This is a genomic window from Nibricoccus aquaticus (genome assembly GCF_002310495.1).
Taxonomy (GTDB): domain Bacteria; phylum Verrucomicrobiota; class Verrucomicrobiia; order Opitutales; family Opitutaceae; genus Nibricoccus; species Nibricoccus aquaticus.
On the sequence record NZ_CP023344.1, the window covers coordinates 4259358 to 4275581 of the forward strand.

Annotated in this window: 10 protein-coding genes and 1 tRNA gene; 7 read left to right on the forward strand and 4 right to left on the reverse strand. The window is 60.2% G+C overall.

Annotation, left to right across the window (positions count from 1 at the left end; translation table 11 throughout):
• Positions 1 to 202: 202 nt before the first annotated feature.
• The 7 genes from CMV30_RS17215 to CMV30_RS17245 all read left to right on the forward strand — a co-directional run bounded on the left by CMV30_RS17215 (position 203) and on the right by CMV30_RS17245 (position 12028).
• Positions 203 to 1636: an alpha/beta hydrolase fold domain-containing protein gene (locus CMV30_RS17215; protein WP_175414935.1), complete on the forward strand. Its 1434-nt coding sequence runs from the start codon at positions 203 to 205 to the stop codon at positions 1634 to 1636.
• A gap of 56 nt (positions 1637 to 1692) precedes the next feature.
• A complete protein-coding gene (galA, locus tag CMV30_RS17220) occupies positions 1693 to 4269 on the forward strand; it encodes a beta-galactosidase GalA (protein WP_096057179.1) in 2577 nt (858 codons plus the stop codon).
• Between the two features lie 41 nt (positions 4270 to 4310).
• On the forward strand, positions 4311 to 6104 hold the full coding sequence (locus CMV30_RS17225; RefSeq protein WP_096057180.1) for an FAD-dependent oxidoreductase: 1794 nt from the start codon (positions 4311 to 4313) through the stop codon (positions 6102 to 6104).
• Positions 6064 to 7362, forward strand: a complete 1299-nt coding sequence (locus CMV30_RS17230) for an SGNH/GDSL hydrolase family protein (protein ID WP_138223360.1) — start codon at positions 6064 to 6066, stop codon at positions 7360 to 7362. Before CMV30_RS17225 ends, CMV30_RS17230 begins: the two co-directional genes overlap by 41 nt.
• Positions 7359 to 8444 (forward strand): LacI family DNA-binding transcriptional regulator, encoded by a 1086-nt coding sequence (locus CMV30_RS17235; protein ID WP_138223361.1) that lies wholly within the window; start codon positions 7359 to 7361, stop codon positions 8442 to 8444. Before CMV30_RS17230 ends, CMV30_RS17235 begins: the two co-directional genes overlap by 4 nt.
• 96 nt (positions 8445 to 8540) lie before the next feature.
• Positions 8541 to 9752: an MFS transporter gene (locus tag CMV30_RS17240; RefSeq protein ID WP_096057183.1), complete on the forward strand. Its 1212-nt coding sequence runs from the start codon at positions 8541 to 8543 to the stop codon at positions 9750 to 9752.
• Complete coding sequence (locus CMV30_RS17245) at positions 9749 to 12028, forward strand: right-handed parallel beta-helix repeat-containing protein (RefSeq protein ID WP_096057184.1); 2280 nt, start codon at positions 9749 to 9751, stop codon at positions 12026 to 12028. Before CMV30_RS17240 ends, CMV30_RS17245 begins: the two co-directional genes overlap by 4 nt.
• 302 nt (positions 12029 to 12330) lie before the next feature.
• On the opposite strand, the gene CMV30_RS17250 is transcribed toward CMV30_RS17245, so the two are convergent.
• The 4 genes from CMV30_RS17250 to trxA all read right to left on the reverse strand — a co-directional run bounded on the left by CMV30_RS17250 (position 12331) and on the right by trxA (position 16091).
• A tRNA-Ser gene (locus CMV30_RS17250) sits at positions 12331 to 12418 on the reverse strand.
• A gap of 114 nt (positions 12419 to 12532) precedes the next feature.
• Complete coding sequence (locus CMV30_RS17255) at positions 12533 to 13717, reverse strand: sensor histidine kinase (RefSeq protein ID WP_096057185.1); 1185 nt, start codon at positions 13715 to 13717, stop codon at positions 12533 to 12535.
• Positions 13718 to 13838: 121 nt separating this feature from the next.
• Positions 13839 to 15458 (reverse strand): HDOD domain-containing protein, encoded by a 1620-nt coding sequence (locus CMV30_RS17260; RefSeq protein ID WP_175414936.1) that lies wholly within the window; start codon positions 15456 to 15458, stop codon positions 13839 to 13841.
• A 309-nt stretch (positions 15459 to 15767) separates the two neighbouring features.
• Positions 15768 to 16091: a thioredoxin gene (trxA, locus tag CMV30_RS17265; RefSeq protein ID WP_096057187.1), complete on the reverse strand. Its 324-nt coding sequence runs from the start codon at positions 16089 to 16091 to the stop codon at positions 15768 to 15770.
• Between the last annotated feature and the right edge of the window lie 133 nt (positions 16092 to 16224).

Below are 16224 nucleotides of genomic sequence, written 5' to 3' on the forward strand. Positions count from 1 at the left end.
GCCATGCGCCTGCGCACGCTCATCCTAAACTACGTCGTTACTGAAATCGCTCAGCATTTGACGGCAGTTGAACGGTAACCGCTCTGAACGGTTTCAACGTACATTGCTTGTTCGAGCTGAGAGCCACGTCGTAGAAAGACGCATGGTTCTGTTACGTTCGTTACCCCGGTGGCGTTTTTTGTGTTTCGTTTCGTGTCTCGGCATGAGTGCGGCGCTGACATGCACGGCTGCGACAGGATCGGAAACGAAGCCCGTGCGGATCATGGCTGTGGGTGACTCGATCACCGCGGGCGCGGATTTCTTTTCGAGTTATCGATATCCGCTGTGGGAGAAATTATTTGGCTCAGGATATGTCGTGGAGTTCGTCGGAACCCAGTCGGGGGAGACGCGTATCGGTCCGCTGTTGCATGAAGGGTATGGCGGGAAAAACACCGAGTATCTCGCGACGACTGTGCCAGCGCATTTTCAAGAGCATCCGGCGGACGTCGTGCTCCTGCACAGCGGCCACAATCACTTCGTCGAAGAAAAGCCGGTAGCCGGAATACTGGCTGCGACGAAAACACTCATTGGCAAATTTCGAGAAGTGAACCCGCACGTGACCGTGCTGCTCGCGCAGGTGATTCCCGCAGGGAAACTGCCGAAGTACGCATACATCCCGGAGCTCAATCGTGGCATCGCAGACCTTGCCGCAGAACTCGATCAACCGGGGCAACGTGTGGTGCTGGTCGATCAATCGAGCGGCTTTGATTGGACGAAGGATACCGTGGCCGATCTCGTTCACCCGAACGCGCGCGGCGCGGAAAAAATGGCGGAGGTCTGGTTCCAAACGCTCAAGAAGATCCTTCCGCCTCCGCGTCGCGCATTCGCTCCACGGAAGATCGCCTACAAGATCGTCGGAGATTCGTCGTTGGATCTGCACGTTTTCGCGCCCGAAAAAGATGCTCGTACAACCGGCAACGGTGGGGAGCGTCCGGCGATCTTGTTTTTCTTTGGCGGCGGATGGACGCACGGAACGCCCGTGCAGTTCTACTCCGAGTGCGCGCATTTCGCGGACCGAGGCTTTGTAGCGATCAGCGTCGATTACCGGGTAGCTGCAACGCATCGGGCGACGCCTTTCGAAAGCGTGGAGGATGCCCGAGACGCCGTGGTTTGGGTACAGCAACACGCTGCGGAGCTGGGCGTGGATCCGGCCAGGATCGTTCTCGCTGGCGCCTCCGCGGGCGGGCATCTCGCGGCTGTAGCCGCTTTGAAGGCAGACAAGCAGGACGCGCCGGCCGCATTGCTGCTCTTGTATCCGATCCTCGACACCAGCGCGGAAGGATTTGGGCATGCGTTGTTCGGCGATCGTTTCGCCGATTTTTCGCCGCTGCAATTGCTGGCCACGAAGAAAAAGGTGCTGCCATCGACAATCGTTATTTTCGGCGATGCGGACACTGCGGTGCCGGTAAAAACTGTCAGAGCATTTCAAGCGACCGCCGGGGAACAGGGGAGTCGCTGCGATGTGGTGATCTATCCCGGTGGGGAGCATCCTCTTTATTCGTATCGAGCAGGCGGGGAGCCGCTGCGAAGCGAGGTTTTGGCGGAGGCCGAGCGTTTCCTGCGATCGTTGGGGTTGATGGCGACCACCGTTCACTGATCGATTTCAGTGCGGGGCGGTTCGCGACAGAGTTTTGAGGAGTGGATGGTGTTCGCATGTTACCCCGCTTTGAGCTCTCGCGGCGACTGCTTGCGGTTCTTCTTTTTGTTTTCGCGGCGACCGCTGGATTCGGACGCGAGCGGCTGTTGTTGGACTTCGGCTGGAAGTTTCAACTCGGCGACCCTGCTGGTCTTGATCCCGCGATCTTCGCTTATCCCGAAGTCGACGCGCTTGAGCGCACAGCACGCGCGCATCTTGAAGCGGAGCCCAAGCTGGTGCCGTTGCGCCGCTCTGCGGCCGATATCAACGCGGCGCAACCGGTGTCGTTTGCGCAGTCCGACTTCGATGATCGTAGCTGGCGCTCGCTAGATCTGCCGCACGACTGGGCGGTTGAGCTGCCATTCAACCTGAAGGCGCTGCGTAACCACGGGTACAAGGACATGGGCGCTGGCGTCGGCGCGAAAAATTCCTGGGCAGCCCTTGAAGTTGGCCAGAGCGTGCAAGACCTCGGAGGTGTCACGGGTAATACGATCGGCTGGTATCGCCGCACGTTTGATCTGGGCAACGAAGAGCGCGGCGGAGCGCTGTGGTTGGAGTTCGATGGTGTTTACCGTAACTGCCTCGTCTGGCTCAACGGACGCTGCATCGGGCGAAACGTTAGCGGCTACAGCAGCTTCAAGTTCGATCTCGCGCCTTACGCGAATTATGGAGGGAAAAATGTGCTCGTGGTCCGCGTCGATGCCACACGCACGGAAGGCTGGTTCTACGAGGGCGCAGGGATTTATCGGCACACCTGGCTGGTGAAGACCGCGCCACTGCATGTCGCGCACTGGGGAACATTTGTCACGACGGAGCTGGCCGATTCAGGCGGAGCGAATGTGACGGCGGCGACCACGTTGCGTAACGATGGTTCAACGACAGCCAAGGGTGTTCTGTTGTCACGCATTCAAGACGCATCGGGTGCGGTGGTGGCTGAGACGACTTCGCCGGAGTTCGAAGTTAGCGCCGGAACCGAGCTCACATTGAAGCCTGTGTTGCCAGTGAAAGATGCGAAGTTGTGGTCACCGGAAACGCCGACGCTCTACCGTCTGATTTCCGAGGTTCGTCCCGCTGGAGCCACGCGCGCATCCGATGTCCACGACACTTCTTTCGGGATACGCACGGTTCGTTTCGATCCCGCGCAGGGATTTTTTCTCAACGGGAAAAAATATGTCATCCGCGGCATCGGTGTGCACCACGATCATGCGGGTGTCGGCGCAGCGGTGCCGGATGCCGTGCAGGAGTTTCGCATCCGCCGGCTGAAAGAGATGGGCGTGAATACTTATCGTACGGCTCACCATCCTCATTCTCCGGCGATCATGGAGGCGTGCGACCGTCTCGGCATGCTGGTGGTCGATGAAAACCGCCGGTTCGATGACACGCCTGAAACGCTCAGCCAGGTGGAGCGCCTGATCCGACGTGATCGCAATCATCCGAGCGTCGTTCTCTGGTCGCTCGGTAACGAAGAGTTCGCGGACAAGATGCAGGGCGAACCGTGGGGCGAGCCCATCGCTCGAAAAATCCAAACTCTGGTGAAGACGCTCGATCCGTCGCGTCCGACTATGATGCCGATGAACGGAGATTGGGGAAAAGGGTTCTCTCACATCGTCGACGTGATGGGGTTTAATTACCTGAAGCTTGGCGACGCCGATAAATTTCACGCCGATCATCCGCATATTCCCGCGATCAGCAGCGAAGAGTCCTCCGCTGTTTCAACGCGTGGCATCTACATCGAAGACCGCGTCCGCGCTTACGTGCCTGCGTACGCGAACAAAGTTCCACCTTGGGGCTCCGCTAACGATGCGTGGTTTCCCTATTACGAAGCGCGTCCGTGGGTCGCTGGCGTCTTGTTGTGGGCGGCGTTTGACTGGCGCGGGGAGCAGTGGCCGTACGACTGGCCCGCCGTTAATTGCCAGTTTGGCGTGCTCGATACGTGCGGGTTTCCAAAAGACAGTTTCTATTTCTGCCAGGCGTGGTGGTCGGAGAAACCGGTGCTGCACTTGCTACCGCATTGGAATTGGGCGGTTCGCGATAAAGAGCCGATCATGGTGCGTGCTTATACGAACCACGATGAAGTGGAGCTTTTCCTCAACGACCAGAGCCAGGGGCGGAGGGCGGTGCCGCGCGGCGGTTATGTCGAGTGGCCGGTGATCTACCAAGCAGGCGTGCTGCGCGCCGAAGGTTATCGTGGCGGGAAATCTGCGGGCTCGGCGCGCGTGGAAACCACCGGCCCCGCGCAGACACTCACGCTCATTTCCGATCGCGGTGAACTGCGCGCCGATGGAGAAGACTGTGCGATTGTCACTGTCTCTGCGTTGGATGCCGAGGGGCGCATCGTGCCGACGGCGATGGATGCTGTGGAATTTGAGATCAAAGGGCCGGGCAAAATCATCGGCGTGGGTAACGGCGATCCATCCTCTCACGAATCCGACAAAGGCAGCCGGCGCAGTCTCTTTAACGGCTATGCCCAGGTTATCGTGCAAACCACGAAGGGCGGTGGCCCCATCACGCTCATCGCCCGCGCGCCGGAGCGGAATCCTGCAACGCTTCAACTAAACGCCGCAGCCGTGGTGCCGCGACCTGCGGCGCGCTGAACGGAACGGCGCGTCTTTGCATCAATGTTCACTTTTTCCCCATGACTCATCACGAGCTACAAACTGACTTCGTTGTGGTCGGTGGCGGCCTGGCCGGCGTGTGCGCTGCATTGGCGGCCGCGCGTAACGGCGCCAAGGTCGTCCTCATTCAAGATCGCTCGGTGCTGGGCGGAAACGCCTCCAGTGAGATCCGCATGCACACGGTCGGCGCAGATATTCACGGCCGGCGGCCTGGGGCGCGCGAGACCGGTATCATCGAAGAGCTCCGGCTCGAAGATGCCGCGCGCAATCCCCATCGCTCCTACGCCCAATGGGATTTGCTCCTCTACGAAAAAGTCATGGGCGAGCCGAACATCACGCTGCTGCTCGACACGGATTGCACCGGATGTGTGAAGGAAAAATCTGGAAGCGGGCAGAAGCGGATCGTGTCACTCAATGCGGTCAGGCAACTCACCGAAGAACGGTTCACGATTCGCGGGAGTTTTTTTGCGGATTGCTCTGGAGACGGACGGCTCGGGTTCGAGGCGGGCGCGGAGTTCACTGTGGGTCGCGAAGGAAAGAGCGATTACGGCGAATCACTCGCGCTGGATAACTCGGACCGGCAGACACTCGGCAGCTCGATCATGTTCACAGCGCGCAAGTATGACGCGCCGCAACCGTTCCGCGCGCCGTCCTGGGTGCGCCGCTTCGAGAAGCGCGAGTTCACCTTTCGTCCGATCGACGGTTTTGAATACGGCTACTGGTGGGCGGAGTGGGGCGGCCAGCTCGACACGATCAAGGATAACGCGGTGATCCGTCACGAACTCCTCCGGATCGCGCTGGGCGTCTGGGACTATGTGAAGAACTCCGGACATCATCCGGACTCGGCGAACTGGGCGCTCGACTGGGTCGGTGCGATTCCCGGGAAACGTGAGTCGCGGCGGTTTCTCGGCCCCCACGTACTGACGCAGCAAGACCTTCAGGCAGGGATCATTTTTCCGGATACCGTCGCTTATGGAGGCTGGCCGCTCGATCTGCATCCACCGAGTGGAATCGATGCGACGGAGGAGGCACCGTGCCGACATTTTCATCTGGAGCACCTATACGGAATTCCCCTGCGTTCGCTCTATTCGCGAAACGTCGCGAACCTCTTTTTTGCTGGTCGCAACATCAGCGCAACGCACGTGGCGTTCGCCAGCACGCGAGTGATGGCGACATGTGCAGTGATGGGGCAGGCGATCGGGACGGCGGCAGCCCGGGCGGTCGGAGCGCGGGCCGAGGAGATTGGCGCATTTTTCTCGGAAGCAGAAATGGCAAACTTGCAGCAGCGGCTGTTGCGCGACGACGCGTTCCTTCCCGGGTTGAGAAACGCCGATGAGAACGATCTTGCGCGAACGGCTTCGGTCGCGGCATCGAGCGAGGTGATTCACGGGGCCGCCGCGCAAGTGATCGATGGTGCCAGCCGTGAGTGGCGTCCGGACCTCGGTCCGTGGGCGGATGGTTCTACGCACCGTTGGACTGCGGCGAGTTTACCCGCGTGGATCGAGCTTTCCTGGCCGGCGGTGAGAACGGTGCGGGAAATTCATCTTACCTTCGATTCGGGTTTGCAGCGGGAACTGACGCTCAGCGCCAGCGACTCCACCACGAAGAAGATCGTTCGCGCACCGCAGCCGGAGTTGGTGCGCGACTACACGTTGCTGCTCGACGGTCGTCCGGTGCTTGAGGTGAAGGATAACTTGCTGCGCAAACGTGTTCACCGTTTGCCGGCTCCAGTTGCGGCGAGTCGTTTAAGACTGCAGGTTCAAACCACGCACGGTGTCGCCGAGGCCCGTGTCTTTGAGATCCGCGTCTATTAACACTCCCATGCTGCGTTTCATTTTTCTGCTCGCGCTCTGTGCAAGCACGGTCACGCGCACGATGGGATCGCACGGAGATGCAACCGCTCCGGAGAGAATGACGCGAAACGGATTGCCGGGCACGGCGACGCATATGGGAAAACGCGGTGAGCTCCGCGTCGCTTATCTCGGTGGCAGCATTACGGCCGCGGAAGGGTGGCGGCCGCTCACGACGACTTTTTTGCGCGAGCTGCTTCCTGATTCCGCCATCACGGAGATCGCCGCAGGAGTGCCGGGAACGGGTTCGGATCTAGGCGTATGCAGACTGGGGGCGGACGTGCTGCGACATAGACCAGACCTGCTCTTCGTGGAGTTCGCCGTGAACGATGCGAACACTGCGCCGGCCGATATTGAGCGGACGATGGAAGGCATCGTGCGACAGACTTGGCGCGCAAATCCGGCGACCGACATTTGCTTTGTGTACACCGTTTCCACGCCCGGATGGCCCGATGTTCAGGCAGGGAATTATCCGGCCTCCGTCCGCGCGATGGAGACGGTTGCGGCTCACTACGGTATACCGACGGTGCAACTGGGCTTCGAGGTGGCGCGCCGCGTCGCAGATAAGGGAATGCTTTTCAAAGGAACGGCCCAGGACGGAGACCGCGCGTTTTCGGTCGATGGTGTTCATCCGACGCCAGCGGGGCATCGTGTTTACGCGGACGTACTGCGGCGGGCATTGCCGGAATTTTTGAAAACAACCGCGTCGCGTCCTCCGCTGCCGCCGTCGCTGCGTGCAGACAACTGGGAGCATGCGGAGCAGCGCGTGCTATCCCGTGAGATGTTTCGCGGTGAGTGGAAGGCGGTTCCGCTCGACGATGAAAACTTGCGCGGTGCGACGAAGGCGTTGCTCCCGCCGACCTGGCGTGCGGACAAAGCGGGTGACGCCATCGAGTTCGACTTTACCGGGACGCATCTGGGTTTACTCGGCATCGCAGCGCCCGACAGCGGCTGGTTCACGGTGACGGTCGATGGCAACGCTCCGGTGACGGATACTTTTTTTGATGCATATGTGACGCCGACTTTTTGCCGGGCGAGGAAATGGTTTTATCCGCAGCCACTGCCGCCCGGAAAACACCGCGTACGCGTGGAGTTGAGCGATCGAGCTGTGGACAAGGCGGCGATCAAACAAGCGGCGGGAAAAACGCTCGCCGACCCTGAACTCTACGCGCAGCAACGGCTGGCGCTGAGCGCATTGCTTCTCATCGACACCGCGCCGTGACGGTCCGCAGCAAAGGAGCATTGCGCCGCCGGAAGACCGCTCCTGAATTCGTGCAGCCGATGTCCTCACGCCGCTGCACGATCAAAGATATCGCCGCCCACGCCGGGGTGGCGGTTTCCACTGTTTCGTATGCGCTGAGAAACCATCCGAGCATTCCCAAGGAAACCTGCGCGCGCATCCAAGCGGTGGGCGAGAAGCTCGGGTATCGTCCAGATCCGCAGATCTCCGCGCTTATGGCGCACATCGGGCGCGGGCGCGCGGTGCCGTCGTCCGCACGGATTGCGCTGGTGTGGATGCAGGGAAAACGCGCGCATACGAGGAGCGATGATTTTTTTCTGCAGATGCGCGAAGGCGCGAATGAGCGCGCGGGATTGCGCGGCTATCACTTGGAAGAGTTCTGGCCCGATGAGGACCGGCTGAGCGGTCCGAGACTGACGAGCATCCTAAAAGCGCGCGGTATCCAGAGCGTTATTTTCTCTCCGAGCATCGAAGGTGTCGCGTCGGATTATGGACTCGGTTGGGAGAATCTCGCGTGTGTTGTGCTTGGACACGCGCGCTGGCCCGTGGAGCTACATCGGGTTGCACACGATCATTATCATGGCATCTGCGAATGTTTGCAGCGCATGACTGCTGCCGGCGTAACGCGGCCGGCGATCGTGCTGACGGAGGAGATCAACCAGCGAACCGACAGCGCGGTGAAGGCGGCTTTCATTACGCATCATCCGAGTGAGGGTCGCGCGCGCGGACTTATTTATCCGCTCGATCAGAAGGGCGCGCGGGCCTTTCCCGCCTGGCTGCGCACGCACAATCCGGACGGGGTTTTGTTGCTCCGCCGGGAAATGTGGGCCGACGTGAAGACGCCGCGTCTCGAAAAGTTGAGGCAGGCCGGACGCGTCTGGTGCGCAAATTGGAAAGCGGGAGATCCTCTCGAGCTGCCCGGCATCCAGCAGCGCTACGATCTGGCTGCGCGCGCGGCGGTGGATTTGGTTACAGGTCTCGAACAAAGCCGTACGCTCGGCCTGCCCGATCATCCGCAATGCGTGCAAATCCGCGGTGACTGGCGTGAGCATACCGTTGCGTGAACTCGTTTTGCTGAGCGGTTTCAGTGAAACCAGAATTCGAGACGATGGTTCGCCCGTATTGAGTCGAAGCGTTCAGTAACCCCGATTTCCTGCCGTATGACTCTGCCCCGTCGAAGCTGGCTATTGCTCGCGCTCCTTTTTGGGATCGGGCTGCTCAATTATTTGGATCGGCAGACGCTCTCGATTCTGAAGGCGACGCTGAAGACGGAGCTAACGCTGACGGACACGCATTACTCGTGGCTGGTGACGGCGTTCATGGGGCCGTACATCGTTTTCTATATTCTGAGCGGGCGGTTGGTGGATCGTTTCGGTACGCGCATCAGCCTGAGTATTTTTGCAGCAGTGTGGTCGGTCGCCAATATTCTCAGCGGTCTTGCGCAGGGATTCGGCCAACTCGCCGGCGCGCGTGCGTTGCTCGGCGCGGCCGAGCCGGGGGCGTTTCCGGCGATTCAGCGCGTGATGATGACGTGGTTCCCCACGGAGCGCCGGGCCTTTGCGTGGAGTTTGCTCAGTCCCTGTACGACAGTTGGGGCAATCATGGCGCCGCCATTGGTCGCCGCGCTGACGAGCTATTGGAACTGGCACATGGCGTTCATTCTCCCGGGGATCGCAGGTTTGGTGCTCGCTGCGATGTGGTGGGCCTCTGATCGCAATCCGCCGACCTTCCCCAATGAGGCTGAGCCTGCCGCACAGCCGCCCGCGATGCGCGAAATTCTCGCTGACCGGCGTGTGTGGTTGTTGCTTGGAGCGCGGGCGATGACTGATCCGGTCTGGTACTTTCATCTCTTCTGGCTGCCCGGATATTTGCAGGAACGGCTGGGCGTTTCGTTGCCGCAACTTGGGTGGATCGGATGGATACCATCATTCATCGCTTCCGCCGCAGTGATGGCGACCGGGCGGACGACGGACGCCTTCGTAGCGCGCGGTCATTCGGCGGTGCGCGTGCGGATCACGATGTTTTCGCTGGCGGCGATTCTGGCGCCGGTGGGAGCGTTCACGACTTTTGCGCCGTCGATCACGTGGGCGTTGGTGATGATCTCGCTCGTGGCGATCTGCTGTCAGATCTGGTTCTTCGGGCAGGGGCTCTTGGTGGCAGACATTTTTTCGAAAAACTCAGCGGCAACGATTGCCGGCTTGCTAGGTGCGGTGGGCGCGAGCGGCGGGCTGTTGCTGAACGTCATCGCCGGGCCGTTGATCGAACGTGCGGGGTACATCCCGGTTTTTGTCATTCTCTCCTGCCTGCACCCGCTAGCCGCGATCATGCTCTGGCGCGCGAAGAAGGGGCTTCTCACTCCACAACCTGCATGAAAAATCGGTGGCTCAGTTTCCTCTTTATCGCTTTTGCTGCGATCGCGGACGCGAAGGTTGAGCAGGTGTTTCATGTCGCTCCCGTGCCGCGGGGAAGTGATCAAAGCGCGGGCACAGAGGACGCACCTTTTGCAACGCTGGATCGCGCGCGGCTGGCTGTGCGCGAGTATCGCGCAGCGACGCCCCTTCGAGGTGAAATCGTGGTCGAGCTGGGCGAAGGGCGTTATGAGCTGGCGTCGCCGGTGCGCTTCAACGCCGCGGATTCCGGTGAACCCGGCAAGACGATCATCTACCGCGCTGCCCCGGGAAAACGCGTGATTTTGAGCGGCGGCCGGCAGGTGACAGGCTGGCGCAAAGAGCAAAACGGCATCTTCACAGCGGACGTAGGAGAGGGCGTGGACTTTCGGCAATTATGGATCGGCTCGCACCGAGCCGTTCGCGCGCGCACCCCGAACGCAGGGAATTCCCTAAAGATGCCCGTGGAGAAACGCGCGAACGGCTTTGATCTGCCGCGTGACGTGCTGAAGAGTGTCGTGCTTCGGCCCAATGAAGTGGAAGTCGCCGTCACCGTCGCCTGGATGCACAAGCGCTTGCGGATTGCGCGGACCGAATCGGCCGAAGATCCGGCGTTCGTTCGCGCGGTGATTGCCGAGCCAGAATGGGACGGAGTGACCAAGCAGCCGCAGGGCGACCGCGTGTACACAGGGCGAACCTACTGGCTGGAGAATGCGCCTGAGTTTTTAGATGCGCCGGGAGAGTTTTATCTCAACCGCGAGACAGGGATTTTGGGCTACAGACCGCGCCCCGGAGAAGTTGTTGAGCAAAGCGATGTGGTGAGGCCGGAATTGGAAAACCTCGTTATCCTGGAGGGCACCTTTGACGCCCCCGTGCATGATTTGCGCTTCGAGGGTATCTCCTTTGCCCATACCGGATGGACGCGTCCGAACCGTAGCGGCTTTGTCGACGTGCAGGCCAACTCGCTGGTGCCGGTGGATCTGACGGGTGCGGTCGATTCGCAGTACAGGCATAATCAGCGCAAGGATCGTGTGCCTGCGGCGTTTCAGGCGCGCACCGCGGATCGAATCGTTATTCACGGCTGTCATTTCTATCAGCTGGGCGGAACGGGTGTGATGTTCACGGGCGGCGGGGACGACAATGTGTTGGAGGGAAACTCGTTTTATGATCTGGCGGGCGGTGGAATTGAGTTTGGCGAAGACGCGGCGGCGCCGGTTAACGAGCGGGTTTTTCCGCGACGGAACCGGATCTCGGATAATTTCATCGCGCACATCGGCGAGGACTATTGGGGTTCCGCGGCCATTCTCGGATACTACACGGATGCGACGGAGATCACGCGCAATGAAATTGCCGGGATTCCTTACACCGCGATCAGCCAGGGCTGGGGTTGGGGAAATCCCGCTGCGCCTGCTGCCTCGCGAAACAACCGCATCACCCACAATCGCGTGAACAATTACATGCGGCGCCTCGATGACGGCGGAGGAATTTATACGACAGATCGTCTGCTGGGTACGGAGATAGGGTTCAATGTCGTTGAGCGCATGTTGACGCCGGACGAACAGACGAAGGCTGGCGGCGCTCTCTATCTGGATCAATTTACGGAGGGCGTGAAGGTGCATCACAACCTCCTCACGGAGACGATTCGCTGGCTCTTCATCTGGAATCCGAACATCCGTGGGAATCGTGTCGAAAAGAACTACGCCGATACCGCCGCGCTGCGAAATGATGGGACGGACAATGTGGTCGAGCCGGCGACCGTGTTCGATCCGCGAGTAAAGCCAGAGAAGGCTCGGGAAATCGAAAACGCTGCGAGGATTTCGAGCGCGTTCGCCTCCGCCCGTGAATTCGCACCGGCGGACGACGTCATCGTGGACGCAGCGTCGCTGGATATTCACCGGCACGGTGAGTGGAAGATGGTCGATGCGAGCGGCAGCTATGCTGGCGGCGTGGCGCAGTCGGTGTCGGAAAGCGCCAGTGCGCGCGTGTGGCCGTTGCTGCCGAAGGATGGTCTCTACGAAGTGAGCGTTTGGAAAGGCGGGGCGACCGGGCAATTTTCTGTGCGACACATCGGCGGCGAAACAACACTGGAGCTGAATGGAGGCCCAAAGGAAACGATCACTGAAAGCCAGGGATGGGTGAGCCTCGGGCAGTTCCGCTTTGAAGCGGGTTCCGGTGCAGAAATCACCCTTTCCAAGTCGCTCGATGCTCCGGAGCAAACGTTAACTTTGGCCGCATTCAGGCTGCATCGAGTCGGCAACTGACTATTGGAGAATGCGCTGGAGTAGGCTAACTCCTGAAGTGCGAAAATGATCTTTAGCGGATTTTCCCTTTGAGAGTTTCGACCGGCTCCGCTCATGAACATTTTAATAGCCGCGCGAACTGGTTACCGTGCCGTCGGAGTTCCTGAGTGTAACGGTATCACTTGTTGGATTTCAGCATCCGCACAGACATTCCTGTGCGTGTGGCGCATCTCGGGCCAGAATCTAGCCATATAACCGCCTCTTGTTTTCAGGTCTCGTGATTTTTCTGAGGATCTAAAATCACCCAAGTTTCCAAATAAAACTGGCGGAGAGGGAGGGATTCGAACCCCCGGGAGCTTTCGCCCCAGCGGTTTTCAAGACCGCCGCGATAGACCACTCTGCCACCTCTCCGGAGACGGCTGGGCAGTGATTCGCGTGGGTTCGGAGGCGAATGTCCAGCCTAAGCTCGCGCTGCGGCAGATGCTGCCACGTCCTTGTCGTCAGGCGTGCAGCAAGGATCGGCGCTCATGACAAGGAGTCTCGGGGTGCGTTGGGGAGCGCGAAGTAGAAAGTCGCTCCGTTCCCCGGCGAGCCTTCGGCCCAGACGCGGCCGCCATGGCGTTCAACGATGCGGCGGACGTTGGCGAGGCCGATGCCCACCCCTTCGAATTCTTTTTCGGGGTGAAGCCTCTCGAAAACGCCGAACAGCTTTCCGGCATACTTCATATCGAAGCCCGCGCCGTTGTCGGTGATGCGAAAAATTTTCTCCGGCCGCTCATCCTTGCTGTCGATGACGATGCGGGCAGGTGTGACCTTGCGTGAATACTTCAGGGCGTTGGAGATCAAGTTGCTCCACACCTGCCGGAGGAGCGCTTCATCGCCATAAACAGTGCCGAGATTCGAGATATCCCACTCGATGATACGATCTTGGAAATCGGGCTCCAACGAAGCGCGCACACTTTCGACAAGGCGTTGCATATCGACGCGCTGTGCCTGGATCTGCGCCCGGCTTAGGCGGCAGAACGCAAGCAGATCGTTGATCAGCGTCACCATGCGCGCCGCGGAATTTTTGATGACGGCGAATTGTTTTTGCTGGGGCTCGGTGAGCTGCGTTGAAAGCGATGCACCCAGAATTTCGATAAAACCCTGGATGTGACGAAGCGGGGCGCGGAGGTCATGGGAGACCGTCTGATTAAAGGCCGCGAGATCCTCGTTCATCGTGAGCAACTCGTCGTTACTCTTTTGGAGTGCCTGGTTGAGCGTTGCGATTTCCTGGGTGAAAAGCACCCGCGCGCGGAGCTCTTCCTCGATGCGGGAGCGCGATTTGGCGAGTTCAACGAAGATTTCAACTTTCGAGCGCAGGATCTCCGGTACGATCGGCTTGATCATGTAGTCCACGGCCCCGGCGACGTAACCGCGCGAGACCCATTCCTGGGTATTGCCGATGCCGGTTAGGAAAACGATCGGGACGACGCGCGAGCGTTCACGGGCGCGGATGAGCGAGGCCACTTCGAAGCCGTCCATTGTCGGCATCTGGACGTCTAGAAGGATGACGGCGAACTGCGTGTTCAGGACGTGGCGCAGTGCCTCCGCGCCAGAATGCGCGTGGGTGACGTTTTGTTTGAGCGGTTCGAGGATTGCATCGAGCGCCAGCAGATTTCTCGGCTCGTCGTCAACGATCAGGATATTTGTAGCCGTTGTGTCTCCCATTTATTTCTCGCGACGAACGATGACGCGATTGCAGAGTGCTGCAACTTTCCAAAACCGGTCAGTCAAAGATCCGAAGACCTGCATCCTGCATCCATAAGAAGGATGCGCGAACGCTCGATGCTCAGTTCTGTGTGAGCCGGCGGGCGGTGCCGACGAGTTTGAGCATCGAGCGAACCTGGCGGATTTGGGTCACGGAAAAGCTTTTGGTTTTTTTCTCGGACCAGCCGGCGAGGAGCAGCGCGAAGGGCTTTTTGTTTTCGTGAATCGGGAGGAGCACGAAGGAGGCGAGGTTGCCGGGCTTCATCCAAGCGGGGATGTGAGCGACGATTTTGGGATCGGTCGCGTCGTAGATGAAAACGTCCTCCATGCGCTGGAGCGCGATGCCGAAGACGTCGCGGTCGGTTTCGCGCACGAGTGAGCGGCCGCGGATGGCGTCGAAGAGCGGGCCGGAGCCGAGGGCGTTGACGTAAAAGGCGTCGGGTTTGCGCGTGAGGATGAGGCCGTCGCGGGCGGCGAAGCCTTGTAGTGCGGATTTGAGGACGACTTGGTAAACCTTCGACATGCTGACAGGGGATTCGTCGAGGAGGCTGGCGAGTTGTTCGATACCGGATTCGAAGGCTTGCTGGAAAACGGTTTCGCTGGTGCTGGCGACAGGAGGCGGTGTGTCAGTTGGAGCAATGGGTGACGTGCTCGCGGCTTCGGATGGCGAAAGGGAGGTCGCGGGAGCCACTGGCGGTTTTGAGTTAGCGGCGGCGAGGCTCCGTGCGGCGGACTGCGCCGTGCGGACGGCGATGGGGTCTTCACCGGCGATGCGCGATTGGAGACGCGGGTTCACCTGCTGGCTGATGGCGGTGAGGTTAAAGGTGCGGGCGAACTCGTTGAGCTGGTGGCTGGCTTCGCCGAGGATCGAGACGAGGGCGTCGGCATCGAGACCGAAGACGCGGCCGGTGCGGGCGGAGAGCGAAAGGACGCCGCGTTGGAAATCGGCGTCGCTGAGATCAGGTTTGAGCGCGAGCTCGCCGAGTTTCACGGAGAGATCGGCGAGGACGAGGAGCTCGATTTCGTTGCTAGTGGCGGCCTGGCGGATCGCATCGACGGGGAGCGAGCGCAGGGTTTTTAAGATGGATTCAGGAAGGTTCGCGGTTTCGAGGAGGTGATGGCCGAGTTCAAGCGGGGTAAGGCCAAAGACGCCCCGGAAGGCTTCATCTTCGGATTTGCCTTCGAGGGAGATTTCGCGGGCCTGGCGGTATTCGTCCAACATGAAGGTCGTCATGAGGAGACGGCCATAGTTGCGGAGGGAGGCGCAGATGAACGCTTGCTCGGGTTCGTGGGTGCCGTGGCGGTTCATGACGGCTTCGGCCATGAGTCCGCTGCAGAGAGCGAGGGCGGCGATTTCGCGTTTCTCGTGTGGATTGAGGGTGCGCTCGGCGTTCTCGATCAGGAGCAACGCCAGGGCGAGCTGGCGGATTTTATTAAAGCCGATGACGTGGATCGCCTGGCTGATGGTGGCTATTTCGACGCCGGATGGGTTGTAGCCCATCGTGTTGGCGGCGGTGATGACCTTGGCGGTGACGACGATGTCTTTGCCAATGAGCGCGGCGAGTTCCTCGACGGAGGTTTCGTTGGCGTTGCCGGAGAGTTGCTGGATGAGCTCAACGATTTCGGCCAAGCCGGCGGCTTCGCCAGTTTCTAGTCCGGCGGCGACCCGGGTGATGGTTTGCTTGGCAAGGGTGTGGACCACAGTTGGCTTAACATCGGCAAGCGGGGGCTGGGGGTTAAGCCCCGGTTGGAGAAATCGCCGCTGCCGCCGGGCGGCAGCGGAATGACCAATGGACAGTGGCGGAGGGGCTCACGCAAAGGCGCCAAGGCGCAAAGAAGGCGGGAGCTGAGGGCGGCACTTGTTAAGTGCCGGTCCGGTGAGGGCAGGGCTGAGAGGGCTGGCAGGGGAATCCGCGAGCTGCGCGCTCGCGGCTACGGGGAATAAAAAAGCCACCGGGAGGCCGGTGGCTTTTGAGAGGAACGGTGTTGGCGCGCGGGGCGCGGACGGAACTCAGATCTTCGCGAGGAGCTTTTCTTTGAGCGAAGCTTTGGGCTGCATGCCGACGAATTGTTCGACGAGCTGGCCGCCTTTGAAGAGGAGCATGGTCGGGATGGCCCGGATGCCGTACTCGGCGGAGATGGCGTCGTTGTCGTCGACGTTGACCTTGGTGATCTTGACCTTGCCGTCGAGTTCGGTGGCCAGCTCTTCGAGGATCGGAGCGATGGCTTTGCACGGTCCACACCACGGAGCCCAGAAATCGACCAGCGTCGGCGTGGCCGAGCTGATGGTGCTCTTGAAGGTGTCGTTGGTCAGGTTGGCGATTTTATCGGACATGGATGGTTTTGATGAAGGCGTTAACGAATAGGGAAGCGGGCGTTTGGCAAATGGGGAGTGGGCGAAGGGCCAAGGGCGAGAGGCGAAGGGGAAAGTTTTTAATCTGGAACTCGGGAAGGCTGGAAACGGAAAG